The following is a 16842-nucleotide window of genomic DNA, read 5'->3' as shown; positions in this document are numbered from 1 at the left end:
TTAGTTCGTCATCTCGACTGAAGCGTGGCGAAATGGAGAGATCTATCGAGACAGATTTCTCGGCTGCGTTGCACTCCGCTCGAAATGACGATTCTCTTGATTAATTGTGCATAAAAACCTAAAAAGGAGTTTTAGCCAAAACTTATTAATGATTACTTTTATCACTTAGCTATTTTCTTTTAAATGAGTGAACAGGTAACCGCACATCAGGTATCAGAGCATAATCCTTACGATTATATTTTAAAGGATTTTAACCTGAAAAATCTTAGCCAGATTGTTATCCTTAAACATTTAAGCGGACTCATTCATACTGATGTTAAAGGCTTTTATCAGCTTTTTCCAGAGCAGATTGAAATCGATTTTGCGGCCTTTAGCGATGAAGCTTCTGGCTTACCTTTTCCGATTGTTCAGGTACAGCAAAACGATAATTCAGTAAAGCTTTCTTGCCGTTGTACCACACCGAAACATAAACTCTGCGAACACCAGGCAAGGGTTTTGTATAATATCCTTCAGCGTCAGGATCTGCTCATATTTTTCGATAGTAACCTGCGGAAGCAAAAGCTTAGTAAAATTGCAATCGATTACGGATTGGAAAAAGAAGCGAATCTTGATTTGCTGTTTAATCTCCGCTACGAAAACGGCCAGTTAGATATCCGCCCTAAAATGGATGCCCTCCAGCCATTCCATAAAGAAGCTCAACAAAATTTACAGGAACTTTTATTGCCGGCAACTAAAGGTAATACAAAAGTACAGGCCAAAAACGATCGGGGTAAAATGATCCTGGTTTTTGGACAACACCGTTATTACAACAATTTAACGGTAGAATTATTTGAGGCCGAAACGACTAAAAGCGGCAAAGTTAAAAACCCGGTAAAAGGCATTAATCCTGCAGATCTGCTTTTTAAAACCAACGATAATGATCTGCTCAAGTTTTATAGCGGTATCACCACTTTTCAACAGAATTACAATAACGATCAAAGCGAAGCGGAGATAGAGGCCTTGAAGGCGATCGTTAAAAATCCGCTACAGATTCCTTTTTACCTGCAGGACAGTAAACAGTCTGCCGCTATTCAGGCCTCAACCATTACAGCCGTTGATGTGCACTTGCTGGAAGTAGACCTGCGTCTTTCTGTAAACCAACGCGATGATTATTATGAGATTACAGGTCGGTTGATCATCGAAGGGAAATCATACGAACTGGATAACCTGGTGTTGGTACACCAGTATTTTGTTAAACTTAAAGATCAGCTGTATTTAATTGGCAGACTCGATTTTCTACGCGTAATCGGGTTTTTCAAAAAACAGAGCAACCGGTTAATCCTGCACAAAACAAAATACCCCGAATTTCAAAAAGTTATTTTGGTGCCGCTAGAAGGCAGTATCCATGTCGATTATTCTTACTTAAAGCCTGCTACCAAAAGCCAGATTGAAGAAAAAGGTTTCGATCTCGAAAATGAGCAATTGATTTATCTGTCAGAATCTGAAGATTATATTCTCCTTACACCGGTAATGCGCTATGGGAATTTAGAAATACCTGTGCTGTCTAAAAAGCAAATCCAGGCGCAGGATAAACTGGGTAATCTCTTTACCTTACACCGCGACGAAAATGCCGAGCTGCAGTTTATCGGAAATGTGCTGAAACAGCATCCTTTTTTCTACGATCAGGAAACCAACGATTCTTTTTACCTGCATCGTAAACGCTTTCTGGAAGAAGCCTGGTTCCTCGAAGCTTTTGAAGCATGGCGGAATAAAGGCATACATATTTTAGGTTTCAACCAGCTCAAAAACAATAAATTAAGTGAATTTCAGGCTAAAATTAATATCGAGGTTTTAAGTGGAACAGATTGGTTCGAAACCAAAGTAAAAGTGAAGTTTGGCAAGCAGCAGGTTGCGCTAAAACATTTACATAAATCGATCAGGAACAAAAGTAAGTTTGTGACACTTGATGACGGAACACAGGGCATACTGCCACACGAATGGATCGAAAAATTTGCTGCTTATTTTAATGCGGGAGAAGTTACCGAAGAGGCCATTCTTACGCCAAAAATTAAATTTGCTTCCATCAATGAACTTTATGAAGATGCATTATTGGATGGGGATGTAAAAAACGAGTTGAAACTATATAAGCAGAAATTCGAAGGTACAGACTCAATCCAGGAGGTTGAAGTACCAAAAGGTTTAACCGCCACTTTACGCCATTACCAAAAGGATGGTTTAAACTGGCTCAACTTTTTGGATGATTTTAATTTCGGTTCCTGCCTGGCAGATGATATGGGATTGGGTAAAACCATTCAGGTTTTGGCTTTCATTTTATCACAGCGCGAAAAAGTAAAATACAATACCAATCTGGTGGTGGTTCCGGCTTCATTAATCTTTAACTGGAAGGCCGAAGTAGATAAATTTGCACCTTCCATAAAGGTAAAAACCATTTATGCCGGCGAAAGGACCAAAACGACTGACACTTTCGATGATTACGAAATCATTTTAACCTCTTACGGAACACTGCTTTCTGATATCCGTTTTTTGAAAGATTATCGCTTTAACTATATCTTTTTGGATGAATCGCAGTTGATCAAAAACCCGGATTCGCAACGTTATAAAGCGGTAAGGATGCTGCAATCGAGAAATAAAGTAACCATGACGGGAACGCCTATTGAGAACAATACTTTTGATTTATACGGGCAGTTGTCGTTCGCTTGTCCGGGCTTATTTGGCAGTAAACAGCAGTTTGCCGATTTATATTCAACCCCGATTGATCAGTTTAAGGATAGTAGAAGGGCAGAAGAGCTTCAGCAAAAAATCAGGCCGTTTATTCTCCGCAGAACGAAAGAACAGGTGGCGAAAGAACTTCCCGATAAAACAGAAATTGTACTGTATTGCGAAATGGGAACGGAGCAGCGCGAAGTGTACGAGGCCAATAAAAAGGAAATCCAGGATTTTATTCTGGGTAAACAGGAAGATGAGCTACCTAAAAGCTCGATGCATGTGCTGAAAAGCATTACCACCTTACGGCAAATCTGTAATTCGGCCGCATTATTGGCCGATGGAAAATCATATTTACAGGCTTCCTCAAAAATTGATGTGCTGATGGAGCAGATTGAAAGTAAGGCTGGCAACCATAAAATCCTCGTTTTTTCTCAGTTTGTAACCATGCTCGATCTGATTAAAAAACAATTGGAAAGCCGAGGCATTAAATACGAATACCTTACCGGGCAAACCCGTAAAAGGGCAGAAGTGGTTAGCTCTTTTCAACAAAATGCTGATATTCCTGTTTTTCTGATCAGTTTAAAGGCCGGTGGAACCGGATTGAACCTTACCGAAGCCGATTATGTTTACCTGGTCGACCCATGGTGGAACCCCGCGGTAGAAAACCAGGCCATAGATCGGGCATATCGTATTGGTCAGCATAAAAATGTGATGGCTGTACGTTTAATCTGCCCTGATACGATCGAGGAGAAAATTATGAAGCTTCAGGCCACCAAAAAGGATTTGGTTAAGGATCTGATCCAAACGGATGGAAGTTTATTCAAAAATTTAACCAAAAAAGAGTTGTTGGGGTTGTTGAGTTAAATTTATCCATATTGTCATCCTGAGCCTGTCGAAGGATATTCGGCTTAATTAAAATGGTGTTATAGACCCTGAAATAAATTACCTTCGGTGAGCTCGCTAAGGCTCGGTTCAGGGTGACGAATTGGGTTTAGATTTCTAAATCCTCACCTCAAACTCATACCCCAAAAATTCAGGTACATGCAAACTCTCTACAATTTTCCAATCTTTCTTTTCCGCGATAAATTCAGGTGTTGCAAGCCCTGTGCTTTTAGCCGCGTTGACATAAAATTCCATTTTTGCAGGATGGTTTGGCGAGCAGGCATTGTAGGTTCGGCCGAATGCCTGTTTTTCTAAAAGTTTAACTGCAATTCCAACGGCATCTGTCTGGTGAATTAAGTTTACTGGTGCTAAACCATTCGGAACATTACTTTTTCCTGCAAAGAATCTCCCCGGATTGCGGTCAGGACCAATCAAACCTGCAAAGCGGATCACGGTGCTCTTTTCAGGAAACAGCTCCTTAAATAAAATTTCTGCGGCTAAAACGACTCTTCCTGAATCAGTATCGGGATGGGTTTCGCTGGTTTCATTTACGATCTTATTTTTATCAGCATAAACACTCGTCGAACTGATCAACACCACCTGTTTCGATTTATCTTTCACTGCAGCCAAAATTGAATGGATCTTTTTGGGATAATCATGGAGTTCAGTTGAATTTCGCTTTGGTGGAATGCAGATAAATAAGGTGTCCGCCTCAAAAAAAACTGGATCAGCTACAATCGTTTCAGTCGTAAAGTTGACTAAAAACGGCTGGATATTTTCGGCCTGCAGTATCACTAACTTCTCCTGGCTTGTGGTAGAACCGTTAACGGTGTAATTTAACCCGATCAGTTTTTTGGCTAAAGCCAACCCGAACCAACCACAGCCTAGAATAGATATGGTTTTATGCGTTGTATTATCTGAAATCATTTGCCCTAAAGATAAATAGTTGGCTTTATAATTTACGCCGATTATTGTCAATTCTGCTTTTTATACATGGTTTTCGATAGCTTTAAAATACCATCATAATACGCTGTGGGTTTGAAGTTAAATGCTTTTTCAAATTTTGTAGAATCGAAATGGTAATCATGATCGTACTGGTAATACATTTCTACCGTGCCGGCAACTACCTTTTTAAATAGACCTACCAGGCGTAGCATCAGTTTATTAATGATCATGTATTGAGGCTTGGTTTCATAAATCTTTGCCGCCATTTCTATAAAAACTTTCCCTTTTAAAGGAGCCGCAGTAGGTAAGTGCCATATCTGGTTGCCAGAATCGGGTGTTTGTCCTAATAGATATAAAGCTTTCCCCGCATCTTCAACGTAAGTAAAACTGTGTAGTGTATTTGGGTCTCCTATCCATTGAGCTTTATTGTTTTTGGCAAACTTATCGAGTACCATCATATCAAAAAAGCTGTTCATCGACTCTGCTCCGTAAAAATCTGCTGCGCGGGCAATGGTTACATTTATTTTACCCGCTTTACTTTCATTCATTAATTGTTCGGCTATTTTTGCTCTTACTTTTCCCTTTAAACTACATGGCTGGTAAGGCGTATTTTCTGTCATTGGGCCATTTACCAGCCCATACATGTAAACATTATCGAAAAATATTAGCCTTGCGCCGGTACGTTTAGTTAAGTTAATTACATTTTGAATAATAACCGGCCACTGTTGTTGCCATATTTCGGCATCGTAAGTCAAACCGGCGCAAAGGTATATAACTTTCGAACCTTCGGCCGCTGCGAAAAGTTCAGCTTCATTTAATAAATCGGCCTTAACCCAGCTTGCATTTGGGTTGCTTGTAGAAATTGGTTTTCGGCTAACCAATCTAATGGTTTCGTTCGTATTGCTTAATTCTCTGGTCAGTGCGTTTGCTGTTGGTCCGCCGGCGCCAAGTATAGTATGCATATCTTTGTTTTTTGATTAGTTCAAAGTTATGCGCCATGGAACCGTGAAAACGTTAACAAAAGATAAGGTTTGAATTTAATCCTTTAAAATGAGTGTGCGTTTACGGATACGCGAGAGCGAGACAGGGGTGATGCCTAAAAAATTGGCGATAAAGTGCTGTGGAACACGCTGGAAAATATCTTTTGCCGTTTTTTCAAGTGTGGTATATCGCTCTTCAGGGCTTTGGGTAACAAAGGCGGTAACGCGGTCTTCATAACAGCAGATGTAATATTCTGCAACCAGACGGCCAAACCTTTCCATTTTAAGTGCCAACATGGGATGGTTCAACATTTTCTGAAGATCGGCGTAAGCAATAAGAACGAGTTCAGTTTCTTCTAAGGCCTGAATAAAATTTGTACTGGGTATTCTTTTTACAAAGCTTTTATAGGCACTTACCAGCTCGTTTTCAAAACAAAAATAACCCGTAATTTCTTGTCCGTCTTTAACATGATAATGCCTAACCGCACCCTGGATAATAAAGCCAATATAATCGCATACTTTTCCTTCCACTACAAAATGATCCTTCTTCTTTAAGGTAGAAAAACTCAGGTACTGACTTAAGATTTCCCATTCACTTTCTTCGAAGGTTACAAATTGAGCTAAACCGGTTCTAAAAGCATTGATTTTAAATTGTTTATCCATACCAATAATTAAATCCGGCTTAAAGATACAGATTAATCAAGAATGGTGTTATCCTTTGCCCAGATTATAGCAAGCCCTGCAACGTGGCTCATAACTTTCCTTTTCGCCCAGTAAAACGGTGGCTTCATCGGCAACGGTCCGGTAACTGTAAAGGGCAGGGTTTCCACAGCAAACACAAACCGCATTTACTTTGGTAACATGTTCGGCAATGGCCATTAATGCAGGCATAGGGCCAAAGGGTTTGCCCGTGAAATCCATATCCAGGCCTGCAACAATCACACGTATACCTTTAAGGGCCAGTTTATTGCAAACATCAGGAAGTTCATCGTCAAAAAACTGCGCTTCATCTATGCCCACCACCTGCGTATTGGTGCCGAGTAATAAAATGGCCGAAGCACTATCCACAGGGGTAGAGTTTATCGAGTTTAAATCGTGCGATACCACAGCAGTTTCGTGGTAACGGGTATCGGTACGCGGTTTAAAAATTTCGACATTCAGTTTAGCAATCTGGGCTCTTTTTAACCTGCGGATCAGTTCTTCCGTTTTACCCGAAAACATAGAGCCACATACCACTTCTATACTTCCCGAAAATTCGCCCCTTCTTCTAAAATTTTGTTCGCTAAATAACATGCCTGTTTTTTTATTCCCCTATGTCCGTGCTATAATTTTTAAACCGAACAAATATGAGAATTATGTGTTATTTTTGAACACATAGTTACCAACATAAATCGACTAAAAATTCGTTTTAATTTTATGATGAACCAACAAGATATTTTCAGAAAGATCGGCAGCATTTTAACAGAATTAAATGAGCAATATCAGTTTTTAGCTCAAAACCCTCAGCAATTAAACGATTTGGAGCTGGAGCTTTTTCTGGCTAATGCCCATTTCCTTTCCGATCATGTTAATATCGTCAAAAAATTAAACACCATAACCGAAGATAAACCGGCTGAACCAGGAAACCATGCTTTGCTGGCCGAACAAAATACCATTATATTGCCTGAAGCTGAAAAAAGTTATGTGGAGGACGATGAGTGTTTTGATCCACAGGAACTGGAAGAAGTAGCTACCGCCCAGGAAGAGGAAGAACGAGTGGATGTAAAGCCAGAGCAGGAAGTGCTGGATGATGAAATTATTGAAGAAGAAAAAGCGGCTTCGCTTTTGAATAAAGATTTCTTTAAACCCGACCAGGATGACCATACTTTTGAATTTGTACTCGGCAAACACGATGAAAACGATCAGTTTGATTACGAAGCAAAATCTGTTGAAGAAATTTTCGATCGCCCCTTAAGCAAAGAAGAAGCAGAAATTTTAGCGCGTAAAAAGATAATTCACGAAAAAGAAGATGCTTTATCTGTTCAGGAAGAGGTGCTGCCGACTGAAGAAGATGAAATTGGCCCGGAGCCTTTCTTAATTCCGCAGGAAGAAGAGGAAGAACCTTTAGTAATTGCCGAAGAAGAACCTGTTGCAGTTGTTAAAGAAGTGGAACCGGTTGCTGTGCCAAGTGAGCCTATTGAGGCACTGAAAGATGTGAAACTGGATGATCCCATTATTTCGCCACCTGTTGAACAGGAACGCCCTTTGTTTAGACCAGAAGCTGTTCCGGTAAAACCTGCTCCACAGCCTGAAGCGGCTAAACCTGCGCCAAGTTTAAACGATTTGCTGGCCAAAACAAATGGAAAAAGCGATGAGCCTGTAAAAGCACCTATTGCCGATTTAAAACAGGCAATTAGTTTAAATGAAAAGTTACTTTTTATTAAAGATCTTTTTAATGGCTATAATCTGGCTTATTCGGAAGTTATTGATATCATCAATAAAATGAGCAGCTTCGAAGCCGCAGATAGCTACCTGCAGAATAATTATGCCGCTAAAAATAACTGGGCTAACAAACAAGCCACTGTCGATCAGTTTTACGAGTTATTGAACCGTAGGTTTAGTAAGTAGGCGCATGGCGTAAGGCGACTTGCGGCTGGCGTTACACTGCGCATCGTCATACGGAACTTGTTTTACTGCGTAGCTTTCCGCTTCGCTACAGGTCAGTATCCATCATGCTATTGCCCATTGAGGCGTCATTCCCGCGCAGGCGGGAATCTTAAAGCCATTATCGTCCTCGTTTGTAACGAGGATGCACGAGATTAGCATTTGTAATGCCTTTGAAAAATCTATTCAGGATGACGCGTCTCTTTTGATATATCTACGTACGAGATTAGCATTTGTAATGCCTTTGAAAAATCTATTCAGGATGATGCGTCTCTTTTGATATATCGACTCCAGACTAAAGACTTTCGACTGAGGACTAAATAAATCCCATCCGGTTAGAATCCAGCTTTAAGAAGATAAACAGTAAGATGGTAAAACTCCAAAGTGAAGAGCCACCATAACTAATTAAGGGCAGGGGGATTCCGATTACCGGAATAATGCCAATGGTCATGCCGATATTAATAAACACATGAAAAAAGAGGATACAGGCTACGCTATAGCCATACACCCTGGAGAAGGTAGATCGCTGCCTTTCTGCCAAATTAACCAATCGGAGTAGCAGGAACATGTATAAACCTATCACCACCGAACAGCCCATAAATCCCCATTCTTCACCAATGGTAGAGAAGATAAAGTCGGTGCTTTGCTCTGGTACATAACCATATTTAGTTTGCGTACCCTGTAAAAATCCACGACCGGTTCCCTGGCCCGAGCCTATGGCAATCTGCGATTGAATTACATTATAACCCGCACCTTTATTATCGGTTTTAAGCCCTAACATTAATTCGATACGGCTGCGTTGGTGGGGTGCTAAAACTTTTTCGTAGGCAATTTTGATTAAAAACAGATAGCCAATAGCGAAAACGGTTACCAATACCGTAGAGAAGATTATTTTTTGTTTCCTTCTGTTATTGTAAATAAAGAGGCCGGCAATGGTGGTAATAATGATGATTAAGATATAGGTTGGTACTAAGAAATCGGCAATAAAGAGCACAATCATTCCCAAAAATATCAATAGAAAGTATCCTGATAAGCCCTCGCGGTATAACGGGAACATAAATGCAAGAAACACCAATGCCGAACCCGTATCGGGCTGAAGCATGATTAACAATAGTGGTGCACCAACGATTAATCCCGCAATCATGATTGATTTAATATCACGGAATTTGGGGTTAAATGCCCCAACATACCTTGCCAGAAGCAATGCCGTGCCGAACTTGGCAAATTCGGCCGGTTGAAGTTTAAAAGAGCCTATGGCAATCCATGCCTGGTTTCCGGCTACTTTATTTCCGATCAGCAATACGGCCATCAATAAGAGCAATGTACCGCCATAAATAAAGGGCGAGAAGACATTGAAAAGCCTACCATCAAATAATAAGATCGATAAGCCTAAAATTAAACCGGTGATGATATAAATTAACTGCTTGCCGTAAAGCGTGCTAAAACCAAACACGGCAGTTTGCTCGGGTGGAACGGAAGCATAAATGTTGACAAAACCAATAGCGCATAAAGCGATATAGATTAAAACAGTAATCCAATCTACATTAAAGAAAAAACGGTTTCCCTGTTGCTGCTGCATTTTATTTCTGGATTACAGGTTTATCGATGATTACTGATTTTAATTCTTTGGGCTTTGTGGTAACCGTTTGTTTTATGGTTGCCGATTTAATTCTCAAACTATCTTTTATCCGCTTGGTAGAATCTGCTTTTTTAAGCAACAAACTATCGGCTTTCGTTAATTTGATTTTTTTGGTTTTGTCGATCAATAAAGGAAGCAGGTTTTGATTTTTCATCCATTCTACCTGAGCGGCTCTTCCACCACTTACACTACCTTTCAGGTATTTTTCGATCATGTAACTGGCAATTGGTGCGGCATAAGTACTGCCATAACCTGCATTTTCTACAATTACAGCGATGGCAATTTTCGGATTATCCCTTGGGGCAAAACCTATGAATACGGAGTGGTTTTTGCCATGTGGATTTTGTACCGTTCCTGTTTTTCCGCAGAGTACCACATCCGGAATTCGTGAGAGTATGGCGGTTCCCCAGCTGGTGTTTACCGCATCCTGCATACCATCAATTACCGGCTCAAAATGTCTGGCATCTACACCTACATAATTTTTAACCACATATTCTTTTTTAACCAGGTTTTTATCGCCGATACCTTTAATTAAGTGCGGTTTGATGTAGTAACCACGGTTGGCAATAATTGCCATAGCATTTGCCATCTGCAATGGAGTAGCAGTAATTTCACCCTGGCCAATAGCCTGCGAGATGACGTTGGTATAACCCCATCTTTTACCATAAACTTTATCGTAATGATCTGCGGTATAAAAATAGCCCTTTCTTTCATAAGGCATATCGATGTCCAGTTTTGATCCGAAACCAAATTTAGCTACTTTATCGCGCCATTCCTGATAAGTTTGTCTTTGGTTTTTCATCCCGTTTTTGGTGATTAACTTTTGAAAAACATAACAAAAATAAGTATTGCAGGAACGGGCAATACCCCTTCTCAGCGAAATGGAACCATCAAAGTGTTCGCATTTAATTTTCCTGTTTCCAGCCTGATAATAGTGTGGACAAAAGAATGTGGTGTTGGGATCGATTACACCCTCCTGCAATCCGATTAGCGCATCAACGGGTTTAAAAGAAGATCCTGGGGGATAGTAACCCATTATTGGCCTTACTAAAGAAGGACGATATGGATTACCCACAATAAATTCCATGTAGTTGTTCCCCTGGTTTCTACCGACCAAAAGATTTGGATCATACCCCGGGCTGCTGACCAGTGAAAGAATTTCTCCCGAAGCAGGTTCGATCGCTACAATTGCACCAACCTTATTCATCATCAGCTCTTCACCAAGTTTTTGAATCCGCATATCAATCCCTGAGATCAACCTTTCTCCAGAAACCGCGTTAACATCATATTTACCATCGGCATAACTTCCCTGTGGGGTGTTGTGCGCATCGTATACCGTATTAATTACGCCCTTTTCGCCTCTTAAAGTTTCTTCATAAGAAAACTCTAAACCACTTTTGCCCTTATAATCGCCAGGTTTATAAAAGCCTTCAGATTTTTCAATATCAACGGGACTTACTTCTTTTACATAACCAAATAACTGTCCGCCAACGCTATCGGGATAATGCCTGATGGTTCTGTCCTGTGTTCTAAATCCAGGGAAACGGTAAAGTGTCTCCTGTAAACGGGCATAACTTTGCACCGAAATCTGTTTAAGGAAAGGGGTAGCCTGATAACTCGATTTTCCCCTTGCTTTTTTTAGGTTTTTCCGGACATCCTCAAAAGTAATGTCCAAAGCCTGAGCAAGCGCGAGGGTATCAAAAGGTTTTACTTCGTTTGGCGTAACCATGAGGTCGTATACAGGTTCATTCTGTACAATCACCTTCATATTCCTGTCTAGAATGGCACCACGGGCAGGGTACTTGTATATTTTTCTTAAAACGTTACTTTCTGCAGAAACGAAAGCTGCATCGCTAATAATCTGGATATAAAATAACTTCCCTAATAAAATCAGGGCGATTACAATAAATAATCCTTGAACGATATATTTTCGGTTAAATAATTGATCCATTAGCGTGGTGTTCTTCTATAGAATATAAACTCTACCAATAAAATAATAAGCAGTGTAAAGATACAACTTAAGCCGCATCTCATTAAGGTATAACCAATTTCGGTTAGCCTAAATGTTTCTAAAAAGAACAGCACCAGGTGGTGTGCAACAACGCAAAGAAAAGCATAAAGTGAAAACCATTGAAAACCCATATAACTTAACGATGGTTCGGGGTCATCAATTGCGTCGCGGTTTAAACTTATTGAAATAAAAGAAATTCTTACAAAAGCCAATACCACACAGGCTGTAGCGTGTACGCCCATGGTATCGTAAAAAGCATCAAGCGTTAAACCTGTTCCAAAAGCCAGTAAATACAACAGGATGTTGGGCATGCCGAAGGGCAGCAGGAGTAAAAATAATACGTAAATGAATGGCGTAGAAAGATCATAGAAGCCCATATTCTTGAGCAGGAATATCTGCACAAAAAGTAGTAAAAACCACCTGATGACATTTAAAATAATGATTCTACTATTCATTCGGTTTAGCGATGCTTTCTAAAGCTTTTTGCTCTTCAGCTTTTTTATCTTTAACCACATATACATATTGCAATGTGCTAAAATCTGTAAATAAATTCAATTCTCCCGATAAGAAATTATCGTTGGTTGCCACATTGGGTTTGGTAATCCGGCCTACTAAGATGCCTGCAGGAAATGCGGAAAACCCAGAAGTGACCACTGTATCGCCAGCGAACATTTTAATGTGGTTAGGCACGCCTTTAATAAACGCCTTTTTGATGTCGAAATTTCCATCGCCCCATACCAGGGACCCTAATGCATTGTTTTTCTTTAATACCACACTAATGCGGGCATCTTTATGCAGCAGGGATTGAATCGTGGCCAGATGTTCAGAAACATCACGGACAAGACCGACAACCCCCCTTTGTGGGGCAATTACAGCCATGTCTTTTTTAATCCCATCCAAAGAACCTTTGTTAATGGTGATGATGTTATTGCGCAACGTAATAGAATTTTTTATCACTTTGGCCGCCAGGTACGTATATTGTTGGTTGGTAACCGTATCGATCACTTTAACATCTTTGGCCGTATCTACCGTTGTTAATGCCAGTAACTGGCTTTTAAGCTTAGCGTTTTCTGCAGCAAGGCTATCGTTAACCATACCCAGGTTTAAATATCGTTTAAAAACATTTAACCTTTCGTATGCAGTACCCACTACCTCATTGCTTGAGTTTAAGGTTACACTACGCTGATAGGAATTGTTTTTCACCGTTAGGTAAATCCCAACGATAAAAAAGATGATAAATAAGAAAAATGCGTTGTATCTGCTGATGAAAATCCAAAGGTTACGCATATTTTGATGTAAAATGGAAGATGGGAAATGTAAAATGGATTAATACCTCATCCATCTTACATCTTCCATTTTCTGTGGGTTATTGCATTAAGAATTTATATCCGCCAATGTTTTTAAGGGCGATGCCAGTTCCACGAACTACCGCACGAAGCGGATCTTCTGCAACGTGAACAGGTAATTTTGTTTTAGCCGCTACACGCTTATCTAAACCTCTCAACAATGCACCACCACCGGTTAAATAAATACCAGTCTGGTAAATATCAGCCGAAAGTTCCGGAGGGGTAATCTCTAAAGCTTTTAAAATCGCTTCTTCAATTTTAGAGATCGACTTATCTAAACAATGTGCAATTTCGGTATAGGAAACAGTAATTTGTTTGGGTACACCGGTCATTAAATCGCGACCTTGAACCGCGAAATCAGCAGGAGCATCCTGTAATTCAGGCAAAGCAGCACCTACTTCAATTTTGATTTTTTCAGCCGTACGGTCGCCAATCATGATGTTGTGTTGACGGCGGATGTAGTTTACAATATCAGAGTCGAAGTTATCTCCCGCAACGCGGATCGATTGATCGCAAACGATACCTGATAAAGCGATAACCGCAATTTCAGTAGTACCACCACCGATATCGATAATCATATTACCCATTGGCTCTTCTACATCAATCCCGATACCTACGGCAGCTGCCATTGGTTCGTGGATTAAGTATACTTCTTTTGCACCGGCAATTTCGGCAGAATCGCGCACCGCACGTTTTTCTACTTCAGTAATACCCGATGGAATACAGATTACCATACGTAAAGAAGGGAACATCCAGCCTTTACCGCCATTAAGCATGCGGATCATCCCTTTAATCATCGCCTCAGCAGCGTTGAAATCGGCAATTACACCATCTTTTAATGGGCGAACGGTTTTAATATTATCGTGGGTTTTACCCTCCATTTGCATTGCCTGACGACCTATAGCAATGACTTTGTTTGTAGTACGATCAAAAGCAACGATAGATGGTTCATCTACAACTACTTTATCGTTATGTATAATCAGGGTATTCGCAGTGCCTAAATCGATGGCAACTTCTTGCGTAAACCAGTTAAATAATCCCATGTATAAGGTATGTTTTCTTTATTTTATCAAATCTATACTATTCCTAATGTAAAAATAGCTTTTTTATTGTTTTAAGTTTTATTTTCTTCAGTTATTAAATTGTTTTTAAGGCAATTAAAATATTAACAAAATAAAACTAATAATTTTAGGGTCAGATGTAAACCTTTTTACCTTTAAGCCCTCAACCTTCTACTTGAATAACTAGTGTTTAAAGTGTCTTACCCCTGTGGTTACCATTGCAATACCTTTTTCGTTTGCTTTTGCAACTGAATCAGCATCTTTAATCGATCCGCCTGGTTGCAGAACAGCTGAAATTCCGGCTTCGGCAGCAATTTCAACACAATCAGGGAAAGGAAAGAAAGCATCAGAAGCCATTGCAGCACCTTTAACGCTGAATCCGAAAGCCGCTGCTTTTTCAATCGCTTGTCTTAAGGCATCAACACGCGAAGTTTGACCAACACCACTTGCAATTAAAACATCATCCTTAACCAACACAATGGTGTTCGATTTAGTATGTTTTACAATTTTATTGGCAAAGAATAGGTCTTTTAGTTCTTGTGCAGTAGGTGCTTTATCGGTAACGGTTGTCATTTGCTCCGGACCTTCGATAATTAAATCTTTATCCTGCTCAATTACACCGTTTAATAATGTTTTAAATTGTTTTTTGCTCAATTCAACTTCGTTGCGTTGTAAAATAACGCGGTTTTTCTTTTTGCTGAATAACTCAATTGCTTCTGCCTGGTAAGATGGGGCAATTAAAACTTCAAAAAAGAGGTTGTTGATTTCCTGAGCCGTTTCTAAGTCTACCGCAACATTGGTAATCAATACACCACCAAAAGCAGAAACAGGATCGCAGGCCAATGCATCAATCCAGGCTTGTTTAACAGTAGGGCGCGAAGCAATACCACAAGCATTTGTATGTTTTAAAATCGCAAAAGTTGGATCTTCAAATTCGTCAATCAAAGCAACAGCAGCGTCCACATCAACCAGGTTGTTGTATGATAATTCTTTACCGTTTAATTTGGTAAACATGGCATCTAAATCGCCATAAAATACACCACCCTGATGAGGATTTTCGCCATAGCGTAAAGTTTTAGCTTCCGTTACACTTTGTTTGAAAACATCAAGAGGCTCTTCTGTATTGAAATAATTAAAAATTGCAGTATCGTAGTGAGAAGAAGTATGGAAAGCTGTTTTAGCGAACGATTTACGTTGTGCTAAAGTCGTTTCGCCATTTTGTGCTTCTAATTGGGCTTGTAAAGTAGGGTAGTCGTTTTTTGATGCGATAATTACGACATCGTTAAAGTTTTTCGCAGCGGCACGGATTAAGGAAATACCACCGATATCGATTTTCTCGATAATTTCTTCTGGTGTTCCGCCTGCTTTTACGGTTTCTTCAAATGGATATAAGTCAACAATAACCAAATCAATTTCAGGGATTTCATATTCAGCAATCTGCTCCTGGTCGCCAGCTAATGCTCTACGGTTTAAAATTCCGCCAAATACTTTTGGGTGTAAAGTTTTAACACGTCCGCCTAAAATAGATGGATAACCGGTTAAATCTTCAACCGCTGTTACCGGAAGATTTAAATCTTTGATGAATTGTTCTGTTCCACCGGTAGAAAATAACTGCACCCCTTGTGCGGCTAACAATTTTACCAATGGCTCCAAACCATCTTTATAATATACTGAGATTAAAGCGTTTTTGATTTTAATGGATTGACTCATTCTACTGAAAATTTTGAGCCGCAAAGGTAGTAAAACAGGATTGTTTTTTAATGAGATTTACCGATCAATATTAAATTTTATTCTACTATATATAATAAGGCAGATCCATTTGCCAGCTTCGCTGTTTTAAAGTGGATTTAAAAAGCCTTATTAATCAGTTGTAGGTGTAATTTATTTGCTGATTTTTTTTACAATGGTTTCTACCACACGCGGATAGTGCTGGTGCTCGAGCTGCTGGCCCTTAAACTTGACCATTTCCAGGTTGTCGTTTTTGTCGATTCTGTAACGCGCCTGATAGATGTATTCGCCTTCATCGTAGTTTTCGTTAACATAATGAATGGTGATGCCGCCTTCTGTTTCGCCTGCAGCCATTACCGCGAGATGCACATGGTCGCCATACATTCCTTTTCCTCCAAATTTTGGAAGGATTGCAGGGTGGATGTTTACAATTCTGCCCGGGTAAGCGTGGATTAGGCTTTTAGGTATTAACCAAAGAAAACCTGCCAGTACAATGAAATCGATCTCCAGGTTTTTAAGCAGGTCTACCACTTCATCCGTTTTGTAGAACTCGTTCTTGTCGAAAATATGAGTGGGTATTTCGAAATTATCAGCTCTTTGTAATACATAGGCATCGGCGTTGTTGGTCAATACCAAAGCTATTTCTATTTCATTACTCCGTTTAAAATGCTCCATCAGTTTTTGGGCATTGGAGCCAGAACCTGATGCAAAGATGGCTATTCGTTTTTTCACTCAAAAATCGTTTTGCCCAAAAATAGTATTTTTAAGCCTGTTTTCTTAATCGAAAAGAAATTTTATTCAATTAAGTTAAAGTATTATTAATGAATAATTTTAACGTATTTTTGCAGTTCGGAAATGGGGGTTCAATTTTAATGAAAAAAAAGTTGAAAGTGTTTTGTAA

General features: G+C 39.7%; 13 protein-coding genes. 2 read left to right on the top strand and 11 right to left on the bottom strand.

The genetic code is table 11. The annotated features are described in order from the left end of the window. The first annotated feature begins 183 nt into the window (after window positions 1-183). Window positions 184-3570, top strand: a complete 3387-nt coding sequence (locus tag AC07YT_RS07920) for a DEAD/DEAH box helicase (protein ID WP_086545118.1) — start codon at window positions 184-186, stop codon at window positions 3568-3570. Window positions 3571-3705: 135 nt separating this feature from the next. Here the strand turns inward: AC07YT_RS07920 and AC07YT_RS07915 are convergent, their stop codons facing one another. The 4 genes from AC07YT_RS07915 to AC07YT_RS07900 form a co-directional block, all read right to left on the bottom strand. Beyond that, window positions 3706-4515 carry an SDR family oxidoreductase gene (locus AC07YT_RS07915; RefSeq protein ID WP_086549246.1) on the bottom strand — a complete coding sequence of 270 codons (810 nt, stop codon included), beginning with the start codon at window positions 4513-4515 and terminating at the stop codon, window positions 3706-3708. 47 nt (window positions 4516-4562) lie between these two features. Then, window positions 4563-5495: an NAD-dependent epimerase/dehydratase family protein gene (locus AC07YT_RS07910; RefSeq protein WP_086545119.1), complete on the bottom strand. Its 933-nt coding sequence runs from the start codon at window positions 5493-5495 to the stop codon at window positions 4563-4565. 75 nt (window positions 5496-5570) lie between these two features. Then, a complete protein-coding gene (locus tag AC07YT_RS07905; protein WP_086545120.1) occupies window positions 5571-6176 on the bottom strand; it encodes a Crp/Fnr family transcriptional regulator in 606 nt (201 codons plus the stop codon). A gap of 48 nt (window positions 6177-6224) precedes the next feature. Next, entirely contained in the window at window positions 6225-6806 is a 582-nt protein-coding gene (locus AC07YT_RS07900; RefSeq protein ID WP_051691820.1) for a thymidine kinase, read from the bottom strand. Window positions 6807-6929: 123 nt separating this feature from the next. On the opposite strand from AC07YT_RS07900, the gene AC07YT_RS07895 reads away from it, so the two are divergent. Further along, the gene (locus tag AC07YT_RS07895) at window positions 6930-8120 is read left to right on the top strand and encodes a DUF8457 domain-containing protein (protein WP_086545121.1); all 1191 of its coding nucleotides are present in this window, start codon (window positions 6930-6932) and stop codon (window positions 8118-8120) included. 352 nt (window positions 8121-8472) lie between these two features. Here AC07YT_RS07895 and rodA read toward each other — a convergent pair whose 3' ends face one another. The 7 genes from rodA to purN form a co-directional block, all read right to left on the bottom strand. Next, on the bottom strand, window positions 8473-9735 hold the full coding sequence (gene rodA / locus AC07YT_RS07890; RefSeq protein ID WP_086545122.1) for a rod shape-determining protein RodA: 1263 nt from the start codon (window positions 9733-9735) through the stop codon (window positions 8473-8475). Between the two features lies 1 nt (window position 9736). Then, window positions 9737-11746: a penicillin-binding protein 2 gene (gene mrdA / locus AC07YT_RS07885; RefSeq protein WP_086545123.1), complete on the bottom strand. Its 2010-nt coding sequence runs from the start codon at window positions 11744-11746 to the stop codon at window positions 9737-9739. Beyond that, on the bottom strand, window positions 11746-12261 hold the full coding sequence (locus AC07YT_RS07880; RefSeq protein ID WP_086545124.1) for a rod shape-determining protein MreD: 516 nt from the start codon (window positions 12259-12261) through the stop codon (window positions 11746-11748). The genes mrdA and AC07YT_RS07880 overlap by 1 nt, the downstream gene beginning before the upstream one ends. Then, window positions 12254-13093: a rod shape-determining protein MreC gene (gene mreC / locus AC07YT_RS07875; protein WP_086545125.1), complete on the bottom strand. Its 840-nt coding sequence runs from the start codon at window positions 13091-13093 to the stop codon at window positions 12254-12256. The genes AC07YT_RS07880 and mreC overlap by 8 nt, the downstream gene beginning before the upstream one ends. 79 nt (window positions 13094-13172) lie before the next feature. After that, complete coding sequence (locus tag AC07YT_RS07870; protein ID WP_010601761.1) at window positions 13173-14195, bottom strand: rod shape-determining protein; 1023 nt, start codon at window positions 14193-14195, stop codon at window positions 13173-13175. Window positions 14196-14396: 201 nt separating this feature from the next. Beyond that, the gene (gene purH, locus AC07YT_RS07865; protein WP_086545126.1) at window positions 14397-15923 is read right to left on the bottom strand and encodes a bifunctional phosphoribosylaminoimidazolecarboxamide formyltransferase/IMP cyclohydrolase; all 1527 of its coding nucleotides are present in this window, start codon (window positions 15921-15923) and stop codon (window positions 14397-14399) included. 171 nt (window positions 15924-16094) lie between these two features. Next, a complete protein-coding gene (purN, locus tag AC07YT_RS07860; RefSeq protein ID WP_086545127.1) occupies window positions 16095-16673 on the bottom strand; it encodes a phosphoribosylglycinamide formyltransferase in 579 nt (192 codons plus the stop codon). Between the last annotated feature and the right edge of the window lie 169 nt (window positions 16674-16842).

The organism is Pedobacter sp. GW460-11-11-14-TSB4 (genome assembly GCF_059423705.1).
The sequence above is the reverse complement of the archived record's forward strand: the minus strand, read 5'-3'. Positions and strand labels throughout refer to the sequence as shown.

Bases quoted from the DNA above. Each gene is read 5' to 3' on its own strand.
- AC07YT_RS07920 (WP_086545118.1), top strand. From the start codon at position 184: ATGAGTGAACAGGTAACCGCACATCAGGTATCAGAGCATAATCCTTAC.
- AC07YT_RS07915 (WP_086549246.1), bottom strand. From the start codon at position 4,515: ATGATTTCAGATAATACAACGCATAAAACCATATCTATTCTAGGCTGT.
- AC07YT_RS07910 (WP_086545119.1), bottom strand. From the start codon at position 5,495: ATGCATACTATACTTGGCGCCGGCGGACCAACAGCAAACGCACTGACC.
- AC07YT_RS07905 (WP_086545120.1), bottom strand. From the start codon at position 6,176: ATGGATAAACAATTTAAAATCAATGCTTTTAGAACCGGTTTAGCTCAA.
- AC07YT_RS07900 (WP_051691820.1), bottom strand. From the start codon at position 6,806: ATGTTATTTAGCGAACAAAATTTTAGAAGAAGGGGCGAATTTTCGGGA.
- AC07YT_RS07895 (WP_086545121.1), top strand. From the start codon at position 6,930: ATGATGAACCAACAAGATATTTTCAGAAAGATCGGCAGCATTTTAACA.
- rodA (WP_086545122.1), bottom strand. From the start codon at position 9,735: ATGCAGCAGCAACAGGGAAACCGTTTTTTCTTTAATGTAGATTGGATT.
- mrdA (WP_086545123.1), bottom strand. From the start codon at position 11,746: ATGGATCAATTATTTAACCGAAAATATATCGTTCAAGGATTATTTATT.
- AC07YT_RS07880 (WP_086545124.1), bottom strand. From the start codon at position 12,261: ATGAATAGTAGAATCATTATTTTAAATGTCATCAGGTGGTTTTTACTA.
- mreC (WP_086545125.1), bottom strand. From the start codon at position 13,093: ATGCGTAACCTTTGGATTTTCATCAGCAGATACAACGCATTTTTCTTA.
- AC07YT_RS07870 (WP_010601761.1), bottom strand. From the start codon at position 14,195: ATGGGATTATTTAACTGGTTTACGCAAGAAGTTGCCATCGATTTAGGC.
- purH (WP_086545126.1), bottom strand. From the start codon at position 15,923: ATGAGTCAATCCATTAAAATCAAAAACGCTTTAATCTCAGTATATTAT.